Source organism: Saccharopolyspora ipomoeae (genome assembly GCF_029952525.1).
Lineage (GTDB): Bacteria > Actinomycetota > Actinomycetes > Mycobacteriales > Pseudonocardiaceae > Saccharopolyspora > Saccharopolyspora ipomoeae.
The window spans coordinates 565,710-580,307 of sequence record NZ_JASAOF010000003.1 but is presented as its reverse complement, the minus strand read 5'-3'; the positions used below and the strand labels follow the sequence as shown (position 1 = coordinate 580,307).

14 protein-coding genes are annotated in these 14,598 nt (G+C 70.6%); 7 read left to right on the top strand and 7 right to left on the bottom strand.

The window, feature by feature from the left end; translation table 11 throughout:
- Nucleotides 1-34: 34 nt before the first annotated feature.
- From QFW96_RS09320 to sodN, 4 genes are all read right to left on the bottom strand, one after another.
- Nucleotides 35-622 (bottom strand): histidine phosphatase family protein, encoded by a 588-nt coding sequence (locus QFW96_RS09320; RefSeq protein ID WP_281455139.1) that lies wholly within the window; start codon nt 620-622, stop codon nt 35-37.
- 59 nt (nt 623-681) lie between these two features.
- The gene (locus QFW96_RS09315) at nt 682-978 is read right to left on the bottom strand and encodes a hypothetical protein (RefSeq protein ID WP_281455138.1); all 297 of its coding nucleotides are present in this window, start codon (nt 976-978) and stop codon (nt 682-684) included.
- Between the two features lie 216 nt (nt 979-1,194).
- Entirely contained in the window at nt 1,195-2,145 is a 951-nt protein-coding gene (locus QFW96_RS09310; protein WP_281455137.1) for a hypothetical protein, read from the bottom strand.
- A gap of 192 nt (nt 2,146-2,337) precedes the next feature.
- A complete protein-coding gene (sodN, locus tag QFW96_RS09305; protein ID WP_093413746.1) occupies nt 2,338-2,745 on the bottom strand; it encodes a superoxide dismutase, Ni in 408 nt (135 codons plus the stop codon).
- A gap of 78 nt (nt 2,746-2,823) precedes the next feature.
- Between sodN and QFW96_RS09300 the strand changes: the two genes are divergently transcribed.
- Nucleotides 2,824-3,138: a S24 family peptidase gene (locus QFW96_RS09300; RefSeq protein WP_281455136.1), complete on the top strand. Its 315-nt coding sequence runs from the start codon at nt 2,824-2,826 to the stop codon at nt 3,136-3,138.
- Between the two features lie 52 nt (nt 3,139-3,190).
- Here QFW96_RS09300 and QFW96_RS09295 read toward each other — a convergent pair whose 3' ends face one another.
- Nucleotides 3,191-3,802, bottom strand: coding sequence for a dTDP-4-dehydrorhamnose 3,5-epimerase family protein (locus QFW96_RS09295; RefSeq protein ID WP_281455135.1), 612 nt, complete (start codon nt 3,800-3,802; stop codon nt 3,191-3,193).
- A gap of 498 nt (nt 3,803-4,300) precedes the next feature.
- On the opposite strand from QFW96_RS09295, the gene QFW96_RS09290 reads away from it, so the two are divergent.
- Nucleotides 4,301-5,491: an NAD(P)-dependent malic enzyme gene (locus tag QFW96_RS09290; RefSeq protein WP_281455188.1), complete on the top strand. Its 1,191-nt coding sequence runs from the start codon at nt 4,301-4,303 to the stop codon at nt 5,489-5,491.
- A 362-nt stretch (nt 5,492-5,853) separates the two neighbouring features.
- Nucleotides 5,854-8,637 (top strand): bifunctional diguanylate cyclase/phosphodiesterase, encoded by a 2,784-nt coding sequence (locus tag QFW96_RS09285; RefSeq protein ID WP_281455187.1) that lies wholly within the window; start codon nt 5,854-5,856, stop codon nt 8,635-8,637.
- Between the two features lie 7 nt (nt 8,638-8,644).
- Here QFW96_RS09285 and QFW96_RS09280 read toward each other — a convergent pair whose 3' ends face one another.
- On the bottom strand, nt 8,645-10,267 hold the full coding sequence (locus QFW96_RS09280; RefSeq protein ID WP_281455134.1) for a bis-aminopropyl spermidine synthase family protein: 1,623 nt from the start codon (nt 10,265-10,267) through the stop codon (nt 8,645-8,647).
- Nucleotides 10,268-10,456: 189 nt separating this feature from the next.
- On the opposite strand from QFW96_RS09280, the gene QFW96_RS09275 reads away from it, so the two are divergent.
- The 4 genes from QFW96_RS09275 to QFW96_RS09260 are packed head-to-tail and all read left to right on the top strand — an operon-like array spanning nt 10,457 to nt 13,732.
- Nucleotides 10,457-11,539: an ABC transporter ATP-binding protein gene (locus tag QFW96_RS09275; protein ID WP_281455133.1), complete on the top strand. Its 1,083-nt coding sequence runs from the start codon at nt 10,457-10,459 to the stop codon at nt 11,537-11,539.
- Entirely contained in the window at nt 11,536-12,177 is a 642-nt protein-coding gene (locus tag QFW96_RS09270; RefSeq protein WP_281455132.1) for an ABC transporter permease, read from the top strand. Before QFW96_RS09275 ends, QFW96_RS09270 begins: the two co-directional genes overlap by 4 nt.
- A complete protein-coding gene (locus QFW96_RS09265) occupies nt 12,174-12,857 on the top strand; it encodes an ABC transporter permease (RefSeq protein WP_281455186.1) in 684 nt (227 codons plus the stop codon). The genes QFW96_RS09270 and QFW96_RS09265 overlap by 4 nt, the downstream gene beginning before the upstream one ends.
- Nucleotides 12,854-13,732, top strand: a complete 879-nt coding sequence (locus tag QFW96_RS09260; RefSeq protein WP_281455131.1) for an ABC transporter substrate-binding protein — start codon at nt 12,854-12,856, stop codon at nt 13,730-13,732. Before QFW96_RS09265 ends, QFW96_RS09260 begins: the two co-directional genes overlap by 4 nt.
- 33 nt (nt 13,733-13,765) lie before the next feature.
- Here QFW96_RS09260 and QFW96_RS09255 read toward each other — a convergent pair whose 3' ends face one another.
- Nucleotides 13,766-14,548 carry an IclR family transcriptional regulator gene (locus tag QFW96_RS09255; protein ID WP_281455130.1) on the bottom strand — a complete coding sequence of 261 codons (783 nt, stop codon included), beginning with the start codon at nt 14,546-14,548 and terminating at the stop codon, nt 13,766-13,768.
- Nucleotides 14,549-14,598 lie beyond the last annotated feature (50 nt).

Genomic DNA, 14,598 nt, shown 5'->3' with positions numbered 1-14,598 from the left:
TGCGCAGCCGTGCGCGCGGGGGTCGAGGCAGGTCTCAGCCGTGCTGCCAGGCGGGGACGTTGGCGCGCTGGATCTGCGGGGCGCCCCGATCGTCGCCGAGGACCGTGACGGCCGCGGGGTCCAGCGCGAAGTGCACGCCCGCGGCGATCGGCAGGTTCAGCCAGCGCGCGATCAGGCAGCGGCTGAAGTGCCCGTGGCCGACCAGCACCACGTCGGTTCCCGCCCCGCGCACCCGAGTCAGGAGGTCGTCGGCGCGGGTGGCGACGTTGGACGCGGTCTCACCGCCGGGGCAGGGGTGGCTCCACACCGTCCAATCCGGAACGGTCTCGCGGATCTGGTCGGTGGTCAGGCCCTCGTAGTCGCCGTAATCCCACTCCACCAGCAGCGGTTCGGTGACCACGTCGGCGAGCCCGGCGAGATCAGCGGTCCGCTGCGCCCGCTTGCGCGGACTGCACAGCACCAGCACCGGACCGGGCGGGCGCAGCGCGGTCAGGGTCTGCCCCGCCTGACGAGCGCGCAGCTCACCCTCCGCGGTGAGCGGGATGTCGGTGCGACTGGTGTGCTGGCCGGTCAGGGACCACTCGGTGGTGCCGTGCCGGAGGATGTAGACGCGCTGCTCCACGCACCGCAGCCTACGGACCCGGGCTCGTTCCGCACGGCGACGTCCCGAGTCCACATCGGTCAGTGCTCGTCGTAGTGCTCCCCGTGCACGGCGTGCCGGTGTCCGTCGTGGACGTAGTCGACGTGATCGCCGTGCGGAACCGCGACGTGCCCGCACCCCTCGCCGTGCACGTGCTGATGGGAACCGTGCTCGTGATGTCCCTCGGCCTCGCACTCGTCGTAGTGCCCGCCGTGATCGACGTGCAGATGCCCGTCGTGGGCGTAGTCGACGTGATCGCCGTGCGGCACGGCGACGTGCCCGCACCCGGGACCGTGCTGGTGATCGTGACCGGTGTGCTCGCGGCATGCCGTGGTCATGACTGCCTCCAGACGTCGATGTCCGATATCGCTCACCCTAGGACCGCCCCAGACCGCCCGCATGGTCGTCACCGGCGCCCCGACCGGGGCATGGGAACCTTCCGATCACCGGAACGCGAGCGAGGGAACCTCCCGATCACCTCGCGGAGGCCACGGGAACCTTCCGCGCATCGGCTCTCGGGGGAGTGCTCGGGAACCTTTCTGCCACCGGGCCGGTCAGTCGCGCGATGTCCTCGACAGGAGGTTGGTCGTCGTGGTTGTTCGCGGGTTCGCGGCGTAGATCCAGGTGAGGGTCGCGACGATGCAGATCAGGAACGTCCAGGAACCGACCGAGTCGTAGGTGTTCTGCGCCCAGTCGCGGATGGCGGTCGCGGCGGGATCGGGGCCGAAGGTGTCGGGGCCGGTGGGGATGAGTTCCTGGGCGCTGTGCCCGGCGACGAAAGCCATCCGCCAGGTCGACAGGGACAGCAGCGAGATCTGCATCGCGATGCCCAGTCCGAGCGCCACGCGCGCGCTCCGGGTCCGCAGGGCGCGGTCGATCTCGTCGTTCGAGCTCACCGAGCGGTTCTGCGCCGTCCAGAGGACGAAGGCGACGAGCACCAGGACCGCTGCGGTGCCCGCGAAAGGAACGGTGATCGGGGCTCCGAGCTGATCGCCCGTGCCGTGCTCGCGGGCCGCGCGGAGCAGAGCCGGGGTGATGTGAGGTTGCGCTTGCAGGTCGATCAGGCCCAGCGCGAACGTCGTCAGCACGAGCGCGGCATAAACAACCGCTCCCCAGCGCGAGATCAGGGCGAAGAGCCGGATCCGAACAGGTCGCGATCGTCGTCCTCGACCCCGGTGGAGAGCGAGGACCTCCGCGATCACCGCCCCGCACAGGAACATCGGCAGCACAGCCATTCCGCCGTTGGTGGTGCCGCCCTGGTCGTTCTGCGCGAGCGGACCCCAGATCCCGAACACCGCGTACAGCACCGGGTAGCACGCCAAGCGCACGCGCCGGTAGCGGAGAACTTCGTCGACCTGCCCGTCGGTGGGTTCCGGAACTCCCCACTTCCGCGCCATCTTCAGCGCGCGCGTGCGATCGGACCACAGCGCGAGCGCGAACACGAGCACCACCGCGGTGGGGAACACCAGGCTGCCGAGCACGGCGCTCCACTTGTGCCACTCCACTCAGCGAACCCCCAGTGCGCGGACGGCAGATGCGGGGAACGTATCGATCAGCGCGGGAGCACGACCCCAGCTCGGTGATGCTGTGACTACGGTCACGCGGTCGGCGTGCTCGGGTGTGGAAAGTGGACGGAGCGCAAAAAAGACGCCGACCTGCGACGAGGCGCAGGTCGGCGTCTTCAGCGGGCGGACTACTCAGCCCTTCTTGGTCTCCCAGAAGATCTTGTCGATCTCGGCGATGTAGTCCAGCAGCTCCTGGCCCTTGGCCGGGTCCATCGAGCCCTTGGTGCCGGTGGCGCCGGCAGCCTTGGTGGCCTTGTTGACCAGCTCGTGCAGCTGCGGGTACTTCTCGAAGTGCGGCGGCTTGAAGTAGTCGGTCCACAGCACCCACAGGTGGTGCTTGACCAACTCGGAGCGCTGCTCGGCGATCATGATCGCACGAGTGCGGAACTCCGGGTCCTCGTTGGCCTGGTACTTCTCCTGGACCGCCTTGACCGACTCCGCCTCGATCCGCGCCTGCGCGGGGTCGTAAACGCCGCACGGAAGGTCGCAGTGCGCGGTCGCCTCAAGACGGGGGCCGAGGATGCGCGACAGGAGTCGCATGTTTCCTCCCTGACAGTGAGTGCTCCGACGGGGCCGACCCTACTCTTGAAGATCCTCGTAGTCCTACTGGAGGTGCCGGTGAAATCACTCGGACCGTGGCCGTTGCGCCGGTTGCGGGTGCGCGGACCGTCGATGGTTCCCACTCTTCGGGACCAGGACGTCGTGGTGTTCCGGACCGGCGATGTTGCCCGGCCGGGTGATGTCGTGCTCGTGCGGTGGCGGCAGCGTCCCGAGCAGCTGTCGGTCAAGCGCGCGGTCCGCCGGGAGGCCGACGGCTGGCACGTGGAGGGCGACAACGGTTTCGGTTCCACCGACTCCCGCGAGCTTGGTCCGGCCCAGGTGCTGGGAGTGGTGCGGTGGCGGTTGTGGCCGTCGCCGGGGCGCGTGCGCTGAGGAGGGGAACCTTCCTGTCATCACCTCGGCGGTGGCAGGAAGGTTCCCGTGCTCACGTCGCCGAGCGCAGCGACTCGTAGTGGGTGAGGCAGGTGGCGAAGTCCGGGAGCAGGCCATCGGCCTTCGCTTCGGCGAGTGTCGGGGCGTCGCGGTCCTTCTCGGACAGGATCGGCTCGCCGGCGAGTTCACCGGACCAGGGGAGGTCGAGCTCGGGGTCCAGCGGGTTGATGCCGTGCTCGCCGGAGGGGTTGTAGCCGGTGGAGCACAGGTAGGTCATCACCGTGTTGTCGGTGAGGGCGAGGAACGCGTGCCCGAGCCCTTCGGCGAGGTAGACGGCGCGGTACTCGGTGGAGTCGAGGCGGATCGCCTCCCACCGGCCGAAGGTGGGTGAACCGACGCGGACGTCGACGATCACGTCCAGCAGGGCGCCTTGCGGGCAGTAGACGTACTTGGCCTGGCCGGGCGGGGTGTCGGCGAAGTGCACGCCGCGGATGACGTCGCGGGCCGAGACGCTGTGGTTGGTCTGCCCCAGGCGCATGGGGTGCCCGGTGGCTTCGGCGAACGCCTCCCCCTGGAAGGGGGCGACGAACAGCCCCCGGTGATCCGGGAAGGCCTTCGGGGTGAATTCGAACGCCCCGGTGATTTCAAGTCGACGTACCTGCACGGGCCGAGCCTAGGAGGCGTGATCGTCGGTTCCCGCGACGGGGCGGCGGTGACAGGAAGGTTCCCGTGCTCGATCGCATCGCGGAAAATGCGAGGTGGGGGAACGCGTTTTTGTGAACAGTTTCGATTCAGATTCTGAAACGGCTCGGTTGGTCCGCAACTCCGCGAATTGCAAACCGGACGTACGTACTGCTTGACGTGTGCGGAAAATATGACGCGCGTACTGTCATGTTCCGTAAAAATCTCGTCTTTTTGCTGGTCGAGCGTGTGATCCCTGTCGCTGACATGCCATCGCGGGGCTGGCACACTAACCGGACCGCAGCGTCCACCGAGCCGCTGTCCGAACAGGATGGCCGGTACCGGTATTTCGATAAGACGTCCACTTCTCCGGAACGCCCGGAAAGTCGGCGTCGAAAGCGACCGATGAAGGTCGCATCCGCCCGGCTCGGAATTGTGCTCGGGCCGCAGGCATGGCAACAGGAGGGACGCCGTGACCACCATGAACGAGGGCACCGCCAATGGAATCGGTGCCGAGCTGACCCACGAAGAGATCTTCGCCGCGCACGAAGGGGGCAAACTCACCGCTGCGGTGACCGCCCCGCTCGACAGCGCGCGCGACCTGTCGATCGCGTACACCCCCGGGGTGGCGCAGGTCAGCCGGGCGATCGCGAGCGATCCGTCCCTGGCCGACCGCTACACCTGGACGCAGCGGCTGGTCGCCGTGGTCAGCGACGGGTCGGCGGTGCTCGGTCTCGGGGACATCGGGCCGAAGGCCTCGCTGCCGGTCATGGAGGGAAAGTCCGCGCTGTTCAAGACCTTCGCCGGGCTCGACTCGATCCCGCTGGTCCTGGACACCAACGACGTCGACGAGATCGTGGAGACCCTGGTCCGGCTGCGCCCCTCGTTCGGCGCGGTGAACCTGGAGGACATCTCCGCGCCGCGCTGCTTCGAGCTGGAGCGCCGCGTCACCGAGGCCCTGGACTGCCCGGTCATGCACGACGACCAGCACGGCACCGCCGTGGTCGTGCTGGCCGCGCTGCGCAACGCCGCCCGCGTCTCCGGCCGTGAGCTGGAGTCGCTCAAGGTGGTCATCTCCGGCGCCGGTGCCGCCGGTGTCGCCTGCGCGAAGATCCTGCACACCGCGGGCGTCGGCGAGATCATCGTGCTCGACTCGCGCGGCGTGATCAGCGCCGACCGCGACGGGCTCACCCCGATCAAGCAGGAGCTGGCCGAGTTCACCAACCCGCGCGGCATCAGCGGCGGCCCCGCCGAGGCGATGCGCGGCGCGGACGTGTTCATCGGCGTCTCCATCGGGCAGGTCCCCGAGGAGCAGGTGGCCTCGATGGCCCCGGACTCCATCATCTTCGCCCTGTCCAACCCCGACCCGGAGATCCACCCGGAGGTCGCGGGCAAGTACGCGGCGGTCGTGGCCACCGGGCGCAGCGACTTCCCGAACCAGATCAACAACGTCCTGGCGTTCCCCGGCATCTTCAAGGGAGCCCTCGACGCGGGTGCGCGGCGCATCACCGACGGCATGAAGGTCGCCGCGGCCGAGGCCATCGCGGCCGTGGCCGCCGACGACCTCAGCGCCGACTACATCGTGCCCTCGCCGCTGGACCCGAGGGTCGCACCGGAGGTCAGCGCGGCGGTCGCGAAGGCGGCTCGTGCCGAAGGTGTGGCCACCGCGTGATCAACGAACCCTGTCGCCCGTCGGTGGGTCGGCGGTAGGTTCTACACCGGCATCGAGTGGGGCCGGGAGAGTCCTCCAGGGCTCTCCCGGCCCCACTCGTCGATGGCGTCGGAACCGACTTCAGAAAGTTTTTGGTGAGTCGGCGTCATCATGTCGGGCGAAGGCTGTCACCTCTTCAGGGAACGGGCCTCAGGTCCCGGCACCATGGCGGTACCGGCCGTGCGCGGACCGGTAGGGTCTGCGATACGACTCGCTGTGGCGCGCATCACTCGATGATGGGTCATCGGGGCCGGAGTGGACGGCCGTTGCGCGGCTGCAACGCAGGAGGGGTGCAGTTGACCGAGCGGAGCGAGCGGAGCCGGATGTCACCGACGTCCGGTGGTCTCGGCCTGGCCGGCACCCCGGCGCGCGTGCACGGCCTGTCACTGCCGGACGCACCGGCGCTGCTCAGCGCCGAAGACGGCCTCGTCGTCGCAGCCAGCCCGCAGGCCGCCACGCTGGCCGGGCACGACGCACCCGGCGCACTCGTCGGCAGCAAGCTCGCCGACCTCATCGAACGCGAAGGCCGCGAGACCTGGCTCGTCGGCGCCTCCGGCCGCACCCCCGTGCGGCTGCAGACCTGGCCGCACCCCGACGACGAGACCTTGCAGATCACGCTGCTCGTCGACGTCTCCGACCTCACCGGAACCGGCCCCGAGGCGCCCGGCGGCCCGCGCGACTCCGAAGAGCGCTACTGGCTCATCGACGCCCAACGCCTCGCCAAGGTCGCCAGCTGGGTCTACTACCCGGACACCGGCGCCATCTACCGAAGCCCGCTGCTCGCCGACTTCCTCGGCGCGGGCGGCGCCGACCACGCCGACGACGTCACGGCGATGATCTCCACGACCCACCCCGACGACCGCGACCGCGCCGCCCAGTTCTACGCCGACGTGCTCAACGCCCGCGAAGGGGAACTCCTCGAAGTCGAGCTCCGCAACCTCCACGGCACCCGCATCTTCCTGTGCACCGGGCGCGCCGAGTACGACCGCGCCGGGCAGATCGTGCGCGTGCAGGGCACCGTCCAGGACGTCACCGAGCACCGCGCGCTCGAACGGCAGCTGCGCGACGAACGCCGCCGCCTGCAGGACGCCCAGCGCATCGCCCGCCTCGGCACCTGGGAAGTCGATCCGCGCACCAACGTCATGCGGCTGTCGAGCATGCTCTACGAGATCCTCGGCCAGCCCGTCAGCAGCACCGGCACCTTCGACCGCTACCTCGACCGCGTTCACCCCGACGACCGCGAATGGGTGCGCCAGGCGTGGCGGCCCCTCATCGAGTGCGGCGAGCAGGTCGAGATCGAGCACCGCTACCAGCGCACCCCCGACAGCACCCGCATCCTGCGCATCCACGGCACCCGCATCGCCGACGCCGACGGCAGGGACCTGCTGGTCGGCACCGCGCAGGACGTCACCGAGCAGCGGGCCGTCGTCACCCGGATGGAACGCTCCAGCCAGCGCTTCTCCGACCTGGTCAACATCACCCCCGTCGGCATCGGCCTGTTCGACCGCTCCGAACGGCTCGTCAACGCCAACGAAGCCCTCTGCGAACTCCTCGGGTACCGGCTCGACCAGATGCGCGGGCTCAGCATCCGCGACATCACCCACCCCGACGAGGTCGATCCCAGCCTGCCCGCGCCCGACGAGCCCTCCGGGTTCCGCCGCCGCGCACCGCAGCGCGTCATGGTCCGCGCCGACGGCGAACCCGTCTACTGCGAACTGCACACCTCCAGCTCCGTGCAGGACGACGGCACCGAGTTCTGGCTCGTGGTGTTCCAGGACATCACCGAACGCCGCCGCGCCGCCGAAGCCCTCCGGTACCAGGCCACCCACGACGACCTGACCGGACTGCCCAACCGCACCGCCGTCAAGGACCTCCTCGGCCGCCTGCTGGGACGCGCCGACTCACCCGGCATCGCCGTGCTGTTCTGCGACATCGACAACTTCAAGCGGGTCAACGACTCCCTCGGCCACGACGCGGGCGACGAACTGCTCGTCGCCCTGGCCCGACGCCTCGAAGGGGGCCTGCCCGAGGGCTGCACCCCCGCCCGGTTGTCCGGCGACGAATTCGTCATCATCTGCTCCGACGTCGAGGCCAGCGGCGGCGTCGACCAGCTCGCCACCCGCGTCTCCGCGTTGCTGCGCACCGCCGTGCCCGTGCACGGACAGCTGGTCCGCGTGTCGTCCTCGATCGGCGCGGCCGTGCCCAACGGCTCCGGCGCCGGCGGCGAAGACCTGCTGCGCTTCGCCGACGCCGCCATGTTCGAGGCCAAACGCCGCGGCACCGGCAAGGTCTCGCTCGCCAGCCCCGCGCTGATGGCCGCCGCCGACCGCCAGCTCCACCTCGAAGGGCAGCTGCGCGAAGCGCTCAGCAACGACGGCCTGGCCCTGCACTACCAGCCCGTCGTCGACGCCGAAGGCACCGTGGTCAGCGCCGAAGCGCTGATCCGCTGGCCGCACCCCGAACGCGGCATGCTCTCGCCCGACGCGTTCCTGCCGGTGGCCGAACAAGGCGACCTGCTGCGCGAACTCGACCGCTGGGTGCTGCGCACCGCGCTGCGCGAAGCCGCGTCCTGGCCGGTCCGCAACGGCCGGCCCGTCAGCATCGCGGTCAACCTCGCCGGCCTCGTGCCCGGCGGCCCCGACTTCGTCGACTCCGTCGCCGACATCGTCGCCGAGACCGGCATCGCCTGGGACCGGGTGATCCTCGAACTCGTCGAGACCTCGCTCGTCGACCTGCCCTCCCGCACCCGCCACGAGATGGGCGAACTCGTCTCCCGCGGCGTCCGGTTCGCCGTCGACGACTTCGGCACCGGTTACTCGTCTCTGGCGCGCCTGAAGGACCTGCCCGCGCAGATCATCAAGGTCGACCGGCGGTTCGTCGCCGGAGTCGGCGGCGACGCCTCCGACTTCGCCGTCGCCCGCGCCGTCGTCGACATGGCCTACGCGATGGACCGGCAGTGCGTCGCCGAAGGCGTCGAGGACGCCACCCAGTTCCGGCTGCTGCGCGGTGTCGGCGTCGAGGCCTACCAGGGGTGGCTCTTCTCCGGCGCGATCCCCGCGCCGAAGTTCCGCGAGATGCTCGCCGACGGGCCGCTCACCGTCCCGTGACCCGCGCTCACCGCATCGCGCGCAGCACGTCGGCGATGCGGTGCCGGGGCAGGTCGATCAACCGCAGCTCCAGGTCCCGCGGGTGCGGCGCCAGCTCCGCGACCTTCTCGCGCGCCTGCCGCTTGGTGAGGTCCCCGGATCCCGCGATGAGCGCCTCCCGCCAGACGTTGCCGAGCTTGCCGTGGACGCGCTGCAGCAGGAAACCGGCCGCCGACTCCTCGGCCGCTTCGGTTCCCGGTCGTTCGGCGACCACGATCGCGTGCTTGCCGTCCGGGGTGCTGCGGTGCAGCGCCAACCGGTACTTGGCCGCCACCAGGTCCCGCAGCTCGGACTGGGCGCGTTCGCTGGTCACGTCCGGGTGGTTGTTCCCCAGCACGAAGGCGACCTTCTGCGCACCGCAGGCCAGCAGCATCCGCAGCAGCCACGGGCCCGGATCAGCCCGCAGGTCGAACGCCACCGGTCCCGACTCCCGCACCGGCCGCGCCCAGCTCGCCCGCCGCAGCTCGGCGACCGGTGCGCCGAGCCGCTCCGCCGCGGCCTGCGGCAAGGCCTCCGGCGTGTCACCGGCGGCCTCCACCGACTGCGGGCCGTGGGTGTAGATCGCCTGGTCCTGGCGCAGCGCCAGCTTGCGGGTGCGCGCCGTCGGCAGGCACACGTACAGGTCGCTGGCGCTGCCGATGGCCTGCGCCCCGTAGTAGCGGTTGAACTGCGGCAGGATCGCCTCGAACACGAACCCCAGTCGCATCAGCTCCTGCTGGACCTTCCAGCCCAACGCCGGGGTGCGCGGGCTGCAGCCGTAGGCCAGGAACAGGCGGCCGTTCCCCGGCGCCAGGCACTCGGCGGCCCGCGTCGCGAACAGGCCGATGCCCTCCGGGGTGTAGGGCGGGTCGGTGAACACCGCGTCGGCCCAGCCCTCCAACGTCGGCGGCAACCCGAACCGCAGGTCGGCGTGGGTGGTGACGATGGGAAAACCGCGCTCGGCGGCGACCGAGTCGATGTGCCGCAGCACCCGCTCGTCGAGGTCCACCACCCGCACCTCGGCCGACGGCGCCACCAGCGCGAGCGCCAGCGACGTCAGGTCGTGGTCGCCCAGGCACAGCACCTTCCGGCCGTCCAGGTCGTAGTGGTCGCGCAACCACATCGCCCGGCGCAACGCCGTCTCCGGTGTGGCCGTCACGTGGTCCAGCGCCGATTCCGGTCGGGGCCCGGACGCCACGAAACCGGCCATCGCCTCCAGCGCACCGGCATCGAGGTCGCTTTCCTCCCGCACCACCGGCAGCGCGTCGAGGTCCAGCTCCCGCCGGTACTGCGGGAGGAGGGAGTCCTTGATGCAGAACGCGCCGCCGCGCTCGTCGACGTCGGCACCGGCCGCGGCGAGCACCTGCTCGACGGTGCGGCGCGACACCCCGGTGCGCCGGATCAGCTCGTCCAGCGAGCGCGCGGCGGTGGTGAGCTCGGCCAGCACGCGACGCACCTGGTGGCCCAGCAGGCCCTGCTCGGCGCGCAGCTCGCGGACGGCTTCGATCGGGGGAACGTCTGACGCAGCGCCGGATGCCGGGCCGCCGGATGCCGGGCCGCCGGACGACGGGTTGCCGGCGGAAGGGGCGCTGGATGAGGGGGCGTTGTCCATGGGAATGCACAGCCTAATCGGTGCCCGAATGCGGCGACGGGAACGTTCGTGTCGTCGTGAATGGTTCAACGCGCAGGCACTTCCCGCATCATGGGAGCAGATCACGCATCGATCTCAGGAGATCGCGGTGAGTGACGCGCCCGGCTAGGGTCGGCCGCGTTTGGGGGACCCGCGCGAGAGGGGGCTCGCTTGATCGAGTTCCGAGCTGTCCGAAAGCAGTACCCGAACGGCACCGTCGCCGTCGATGAGCTCAGCCTGTCCGTCGAGACGGGAACCATCACCGTGCTGGTGGGGCCTTCCGGCTGCGGCAAGACGACCCTCATGCGGATGGTCAACCGCATGATCGACCCCTCCTCGGGCACCGTGTCCGTCGACGGCACGGACGTGCGCGACCGCGATCCCGCGCAGCTGCGCCGCGGCATCGGCTACGTCATCCAGCAGGCCGGGCTGTTCCCGCACCGCACCGTCATCGACAACATCGCCACCGTCCCGCTGCTCGCCGGGGAAACCCGCCGCGCCGCCCGCGACCGCGCCGGTGAACTCCTCGACCTGGTCGGACTCCCCGCCGACCTCGGCAAGCGCTACCCGGCGCAGCTGTCCGGCGGGCAGCAGCAGCGCGTCGGCGTGGCCCGCGCCCTGGCCGCCGACCCGCCGGTGCTGCTCATGGACGAACCCTTCAGCGCCGTCGACCCCGTCGTCCGCGAAGGGCTGCAGGACGAACTGCTGCGGCTGCAGGACGAGCTGGGCAAGACCGTCCTGTTCGTCACCCACGACATCGACGAGGCCATCAAGCTCGGCGAGAAGGTCGCCGTCCTGCGCCAAGGCGGCCACCTCGCCCAGTACGCCCGCCCCGACGACCTGCTGGCCGCGCCCGCCGACGACTTCGTGACGTCCTTCGTCGGCCGCGACCGCGGCTACCGCAGGCTGTCCTTCGCCGACGCCACGAGTCTGCGGCCACGTCCGGTCCCGACGGTCCGCGTGGGAGAGAGGTTCCCCTCCTCGCGCGACTGGCGGCTCGCGGTGGATGAGGGGAACCGCCCTCGCGGCTGGCTGCCCCCGGGCACCGACGCCGGTGAGGCGCTCGACGAGCAGGCGCTGGTGGCGGGCGGATCGCTGCACGTGGAGCACGGGAACCTTCGTGGCGCCCTGGACGCGGCGCTGTCCGCGCCCTCAGGACTCGGTGTCGTCGTGGCCTCCGACGGCGGTGTGGTCGGCGTGGTCACCGCCGACGAGGTGCTGTCGCTGCTCGACCGGCAGCGGGCGGCGACATGATCGACTTCTTCGGGTCGCCGAGCAACCGGGAACTGGTGATCACCCAGCTCGGCCAGCACCTCTACCTGTCGCTGCTCCCGCTGCTGCTCGGCGTGCTGATCGCGCTGCCGCTGGGGCGCCTAGCGCAGCGCGTCGGCTGGCTCCGCGAAGCCCTGCAGAACATCGCCAACGTCTTCTACACCATCCCTTCCCTGGCGCTGTTCGTGATCCTGCCCGGGCTGATGGGAACCCCTCTGCTGTCGCCGCTCAACGTCATCATCGCCCTCACCCTGTACACCGCGGCGCTGCTGGTGCGGCCGGTGCGCGACGCCCTCGACTCGGTTCCCGGCCACATCGTCGCCGCCGCCACCGCGATGGGATACCGGCCCGGCAGGCGGCTGCTCGCCGTCGAACTGCCCCTGGCAGTGCCGGTTCTCGCCGCTTCCGTGCGGGTGGCGTCGGTGAGCAACATCAGCCTCGTCAGCGTCGGCGCCCTCGTCGGCATCGGCGGGCTCGGACGGCTCTTCACCGACGGATTCCAACGCGACTACCCCGAGCAGATCGTCATCGGCATCGTGCTGACGCTCCTGCTCGCCCTGGTGGTGGACCTGGTGCTCGTGCTGCTGTGGCGACTCGCGACCCCGTGGACGCGGTCATGATCGGCGAGATGATCGCGTGGCTGACCGACCCCGCGCACTGGAGCGGACCGGACGGCATCCCCGCGCAGACGCTGCTGCACCTCTACTACTGCGTCGTGTCCGTCCTCGTCGCCGCCCTCATCGCCATCCCCCTCGGCGTCTACATCGGACACACCGGGCGGGGTTCGGTGCTCGTGGTGGCCTTCGGCAACGCGATGCGGGCGCTGCCCACGCTCGGCGTCGTCACCCTGCTGGTGCTCGGGTTCGGGCTCGGCGTCACCCCCGCGCTCGCCGGCCTGGTGATCCTCGCGATCCCGGCGATCCTCTCCGGCGCCTACGCGGGCGTGCGCAACGCGCCCGCCGACGCCGTCGACGCCGCACGGGGAATGGGAATGCGGCCCGCCCAAGTGCTGTGGCAGGTGGAGCTGCCGACCGCGCTGCCGCTGGTGCTCGGCGGCATCCGCAGCGCGATGCTGCAGGTCGTGGCCACCGCCGCCGTCGCCGCCTACGTCGGTCTCGGCGGGCTCGGACGCATCCTGCTCGACGGGCTCAAGATCAGCGACTACGCCCAGATGGCCTCCGCGGCGATCGTCATCGCGGTCCTGGCCGTCCTGCTCGATCTGGCGTTGGCCGGGCTGACCCGGCTCGTGGTACCCCGCGGTCTGACCCTGGCCGCCCGACGAGGAGGAAACGATCGATGAAACGACTCCTGGCCCTGGCCGCCGCCGCGGCGGTGCTGCTCACCGGCTGCGGATCGCAAGACCCCCTGGAAGCCAACAAGGCGCAGGGCGGCCAGGTGGTCGTCGGCTCCGCTGACTTCGCCGAGAGCGAACTGCTCATGCACGTCTACGCCGAAGCCCTCAAGACCACCGGGGCCGACGTGCAGACGAGACCCCGCATCGGTGCCCGCGAGTTCTACGTCAACGCCGTCCGCAACGGAGAACTCACCCTCGTCCCCGAATACACCGGCAACCTGCTGCAGTTCCTCGACCCGGCCTCGACCGCCACCGAATCCCAGCAGGTCTACGACCAGCTCGACACCAAGGTCGCCCCCGACATGGAACTCCTCGAGCAGTCACCCGCCGAGGACTCCGACGTCCTCACCGTCACCCGCGCCACCGCCGACAGCGGCCTGCGCTCGATGGCCGACCTCGGACCGCGCTGCGGCGAACTCGTCCTCGGCGCCCCCGCCGAGTGGAAATCGCGGTGGGAGACCACGATCGCTCGCGACTACGGCTGCACCTTCAAGGAGATCCGCAGCGTCGAAGCCGGCACGATCACCGTCAACGCGCTGACCGCCGGTGAGATCCAGGTCGCCAACCTGTTCACCACCTCGTCGCAGATCGCCACCAACGACCTGGTCAAGCTCGACGACCCGAAGAACATGTTCCCCGCCCAGAACGTCGTCCCCCTGGCGGGCAAGGGCAAGCTCACCCCGCCCCAGGCCGACGTCCTCAACAAGGTCTCCCGGGCCCTGACCACCGACAAGCTCACCGAGCTCAACAAGCGGCTCGAAGTCGACAAGGCCAATCCCGCCGACGTCGCCAAGGAATTCATCGCCACGGTCGGTCTCTGACCTCGATCGACCGGCCACCCCAGCGGTGGCCGGTCACGCCGTGCGGCCGCTGATCCGCGACGTGAGCTCGGCGGCCGCACGCCCCACCTCCTCGGCCAGGTTCGGCCACGTCTCACCGCACCCCGGCCCCTCGCAGGAATGCCGGAAGGTCACCCCGATCGCCGCGATGGGACGCGTCGTGTGATCGAAGACCGGGCACGCCACCGACGCGAAACCCGGCGTGATGACACCGTCCTCCACCGCCCAGCCTCGGCGCCGCTCCTCGGCCAGCAACCGCCGCAACTCCGGCAGGCTGCGCGGCCCCCGATCCGTGCGCAGCACGAAGCGCTCGGAAGAAGGGAACATCGCGCGCACCTGCGCCGCCGGGAGATGAGCCAACATCGCCCGCCCCGACGCAGGCAGCTGCGCAGGCAACCGCACACCGACATCGGTGACCAGCGTCTGCGGCTGCGAAGGGCGCTCCTTGATCAGGTACAGCAGCTCGCCCCCGCGCAACACCCCGAGCTGAGCCGCGCGCCCCACCCGGTCCACCAGCCGCCGCAAGATCGGCCCCGCCAGGCGCTCCAGCGGATCGTGCCGCAGATACGCCGAACCCAGCTCGAACACCGCCACCCCCAGCCCGTAGCGGCGCTCCTCCGGCAGGTGCACCACGAAACCACCCGCCACCAGCTCCGCCAGCAGGTGGTACGTCGTCGACCTCGGCAGATCCAGCTCGCGGGCCAACACCCCAGCCGACACCGGCCCCGCCCTCCCGGCCAGCCCCCGCAGGATCGCCAACCCGCGCCGCAGCGCGGGCACATCGCTGCTCTCGCCCACGCCCGGAGTCTGACATCCCAGACAGAGACCCACCATCAGGGCTTCTGCCA

Bases quoted from the DNA above. Each gene is read 5' to 3' on its own strand.
- QFW96_RS09315 (WP_281455138.1), bottom strand. From the start codon at position 978: ATGACCACGGCATGCCGCGAGCACACCGGTCACGATCACCAGCACGGT.
- sodN (WP_093413746.1), bottom strand. From the start codon at position 2,745: ATGCGACTCCTGTCGCGCATCCTCGGCCCCCGTCTTGAGGCGACCGCG.
- QFW96_RS09290 (WP_281455188.1), top strand. From the start codon at position 4,301: ATGAACGAGGGCACCGCCAATGGAATCGGTGCCGAGCTGACCCACGAA.
- QFW96_RS09285 (WP_281455187.1), top strand. From the start codon at position 5,854: ATGTCACCGACGTCCGGTGGTCTCGGCCTGGCCGGCACCCCGGCGCGC.
- QFW96_RS09280 (WP_281455134.1), bottom strand. From the start codon at position 10,267: ATGGACAACGCCCCCTCATCCAGCGCCCCTTCCGCCGGCAACCCGTCG.
- QFW96_RS09270 (WP_281455132.1), top strand. From the start codon at position 11,536: ATGATCGACTTCTTCGGGTCGCCGAGCAACCGGGAACTGGTGATCACC.
- QFW96_RS09265 (WP_281455186.1), top strand. From the start codon at position 12,174: ATGATCGGCGAGATGATCGCGTGGCTGACCGACCCCGCGCACTGGAGC.
- QFW96_RS09260 (WP_281455131.1), top strand. From the start codon at position 12,854: ATGAAACGACTCCTGGCCCTGGCCGCCGCCGCGGCGGTGCTGCTCACC.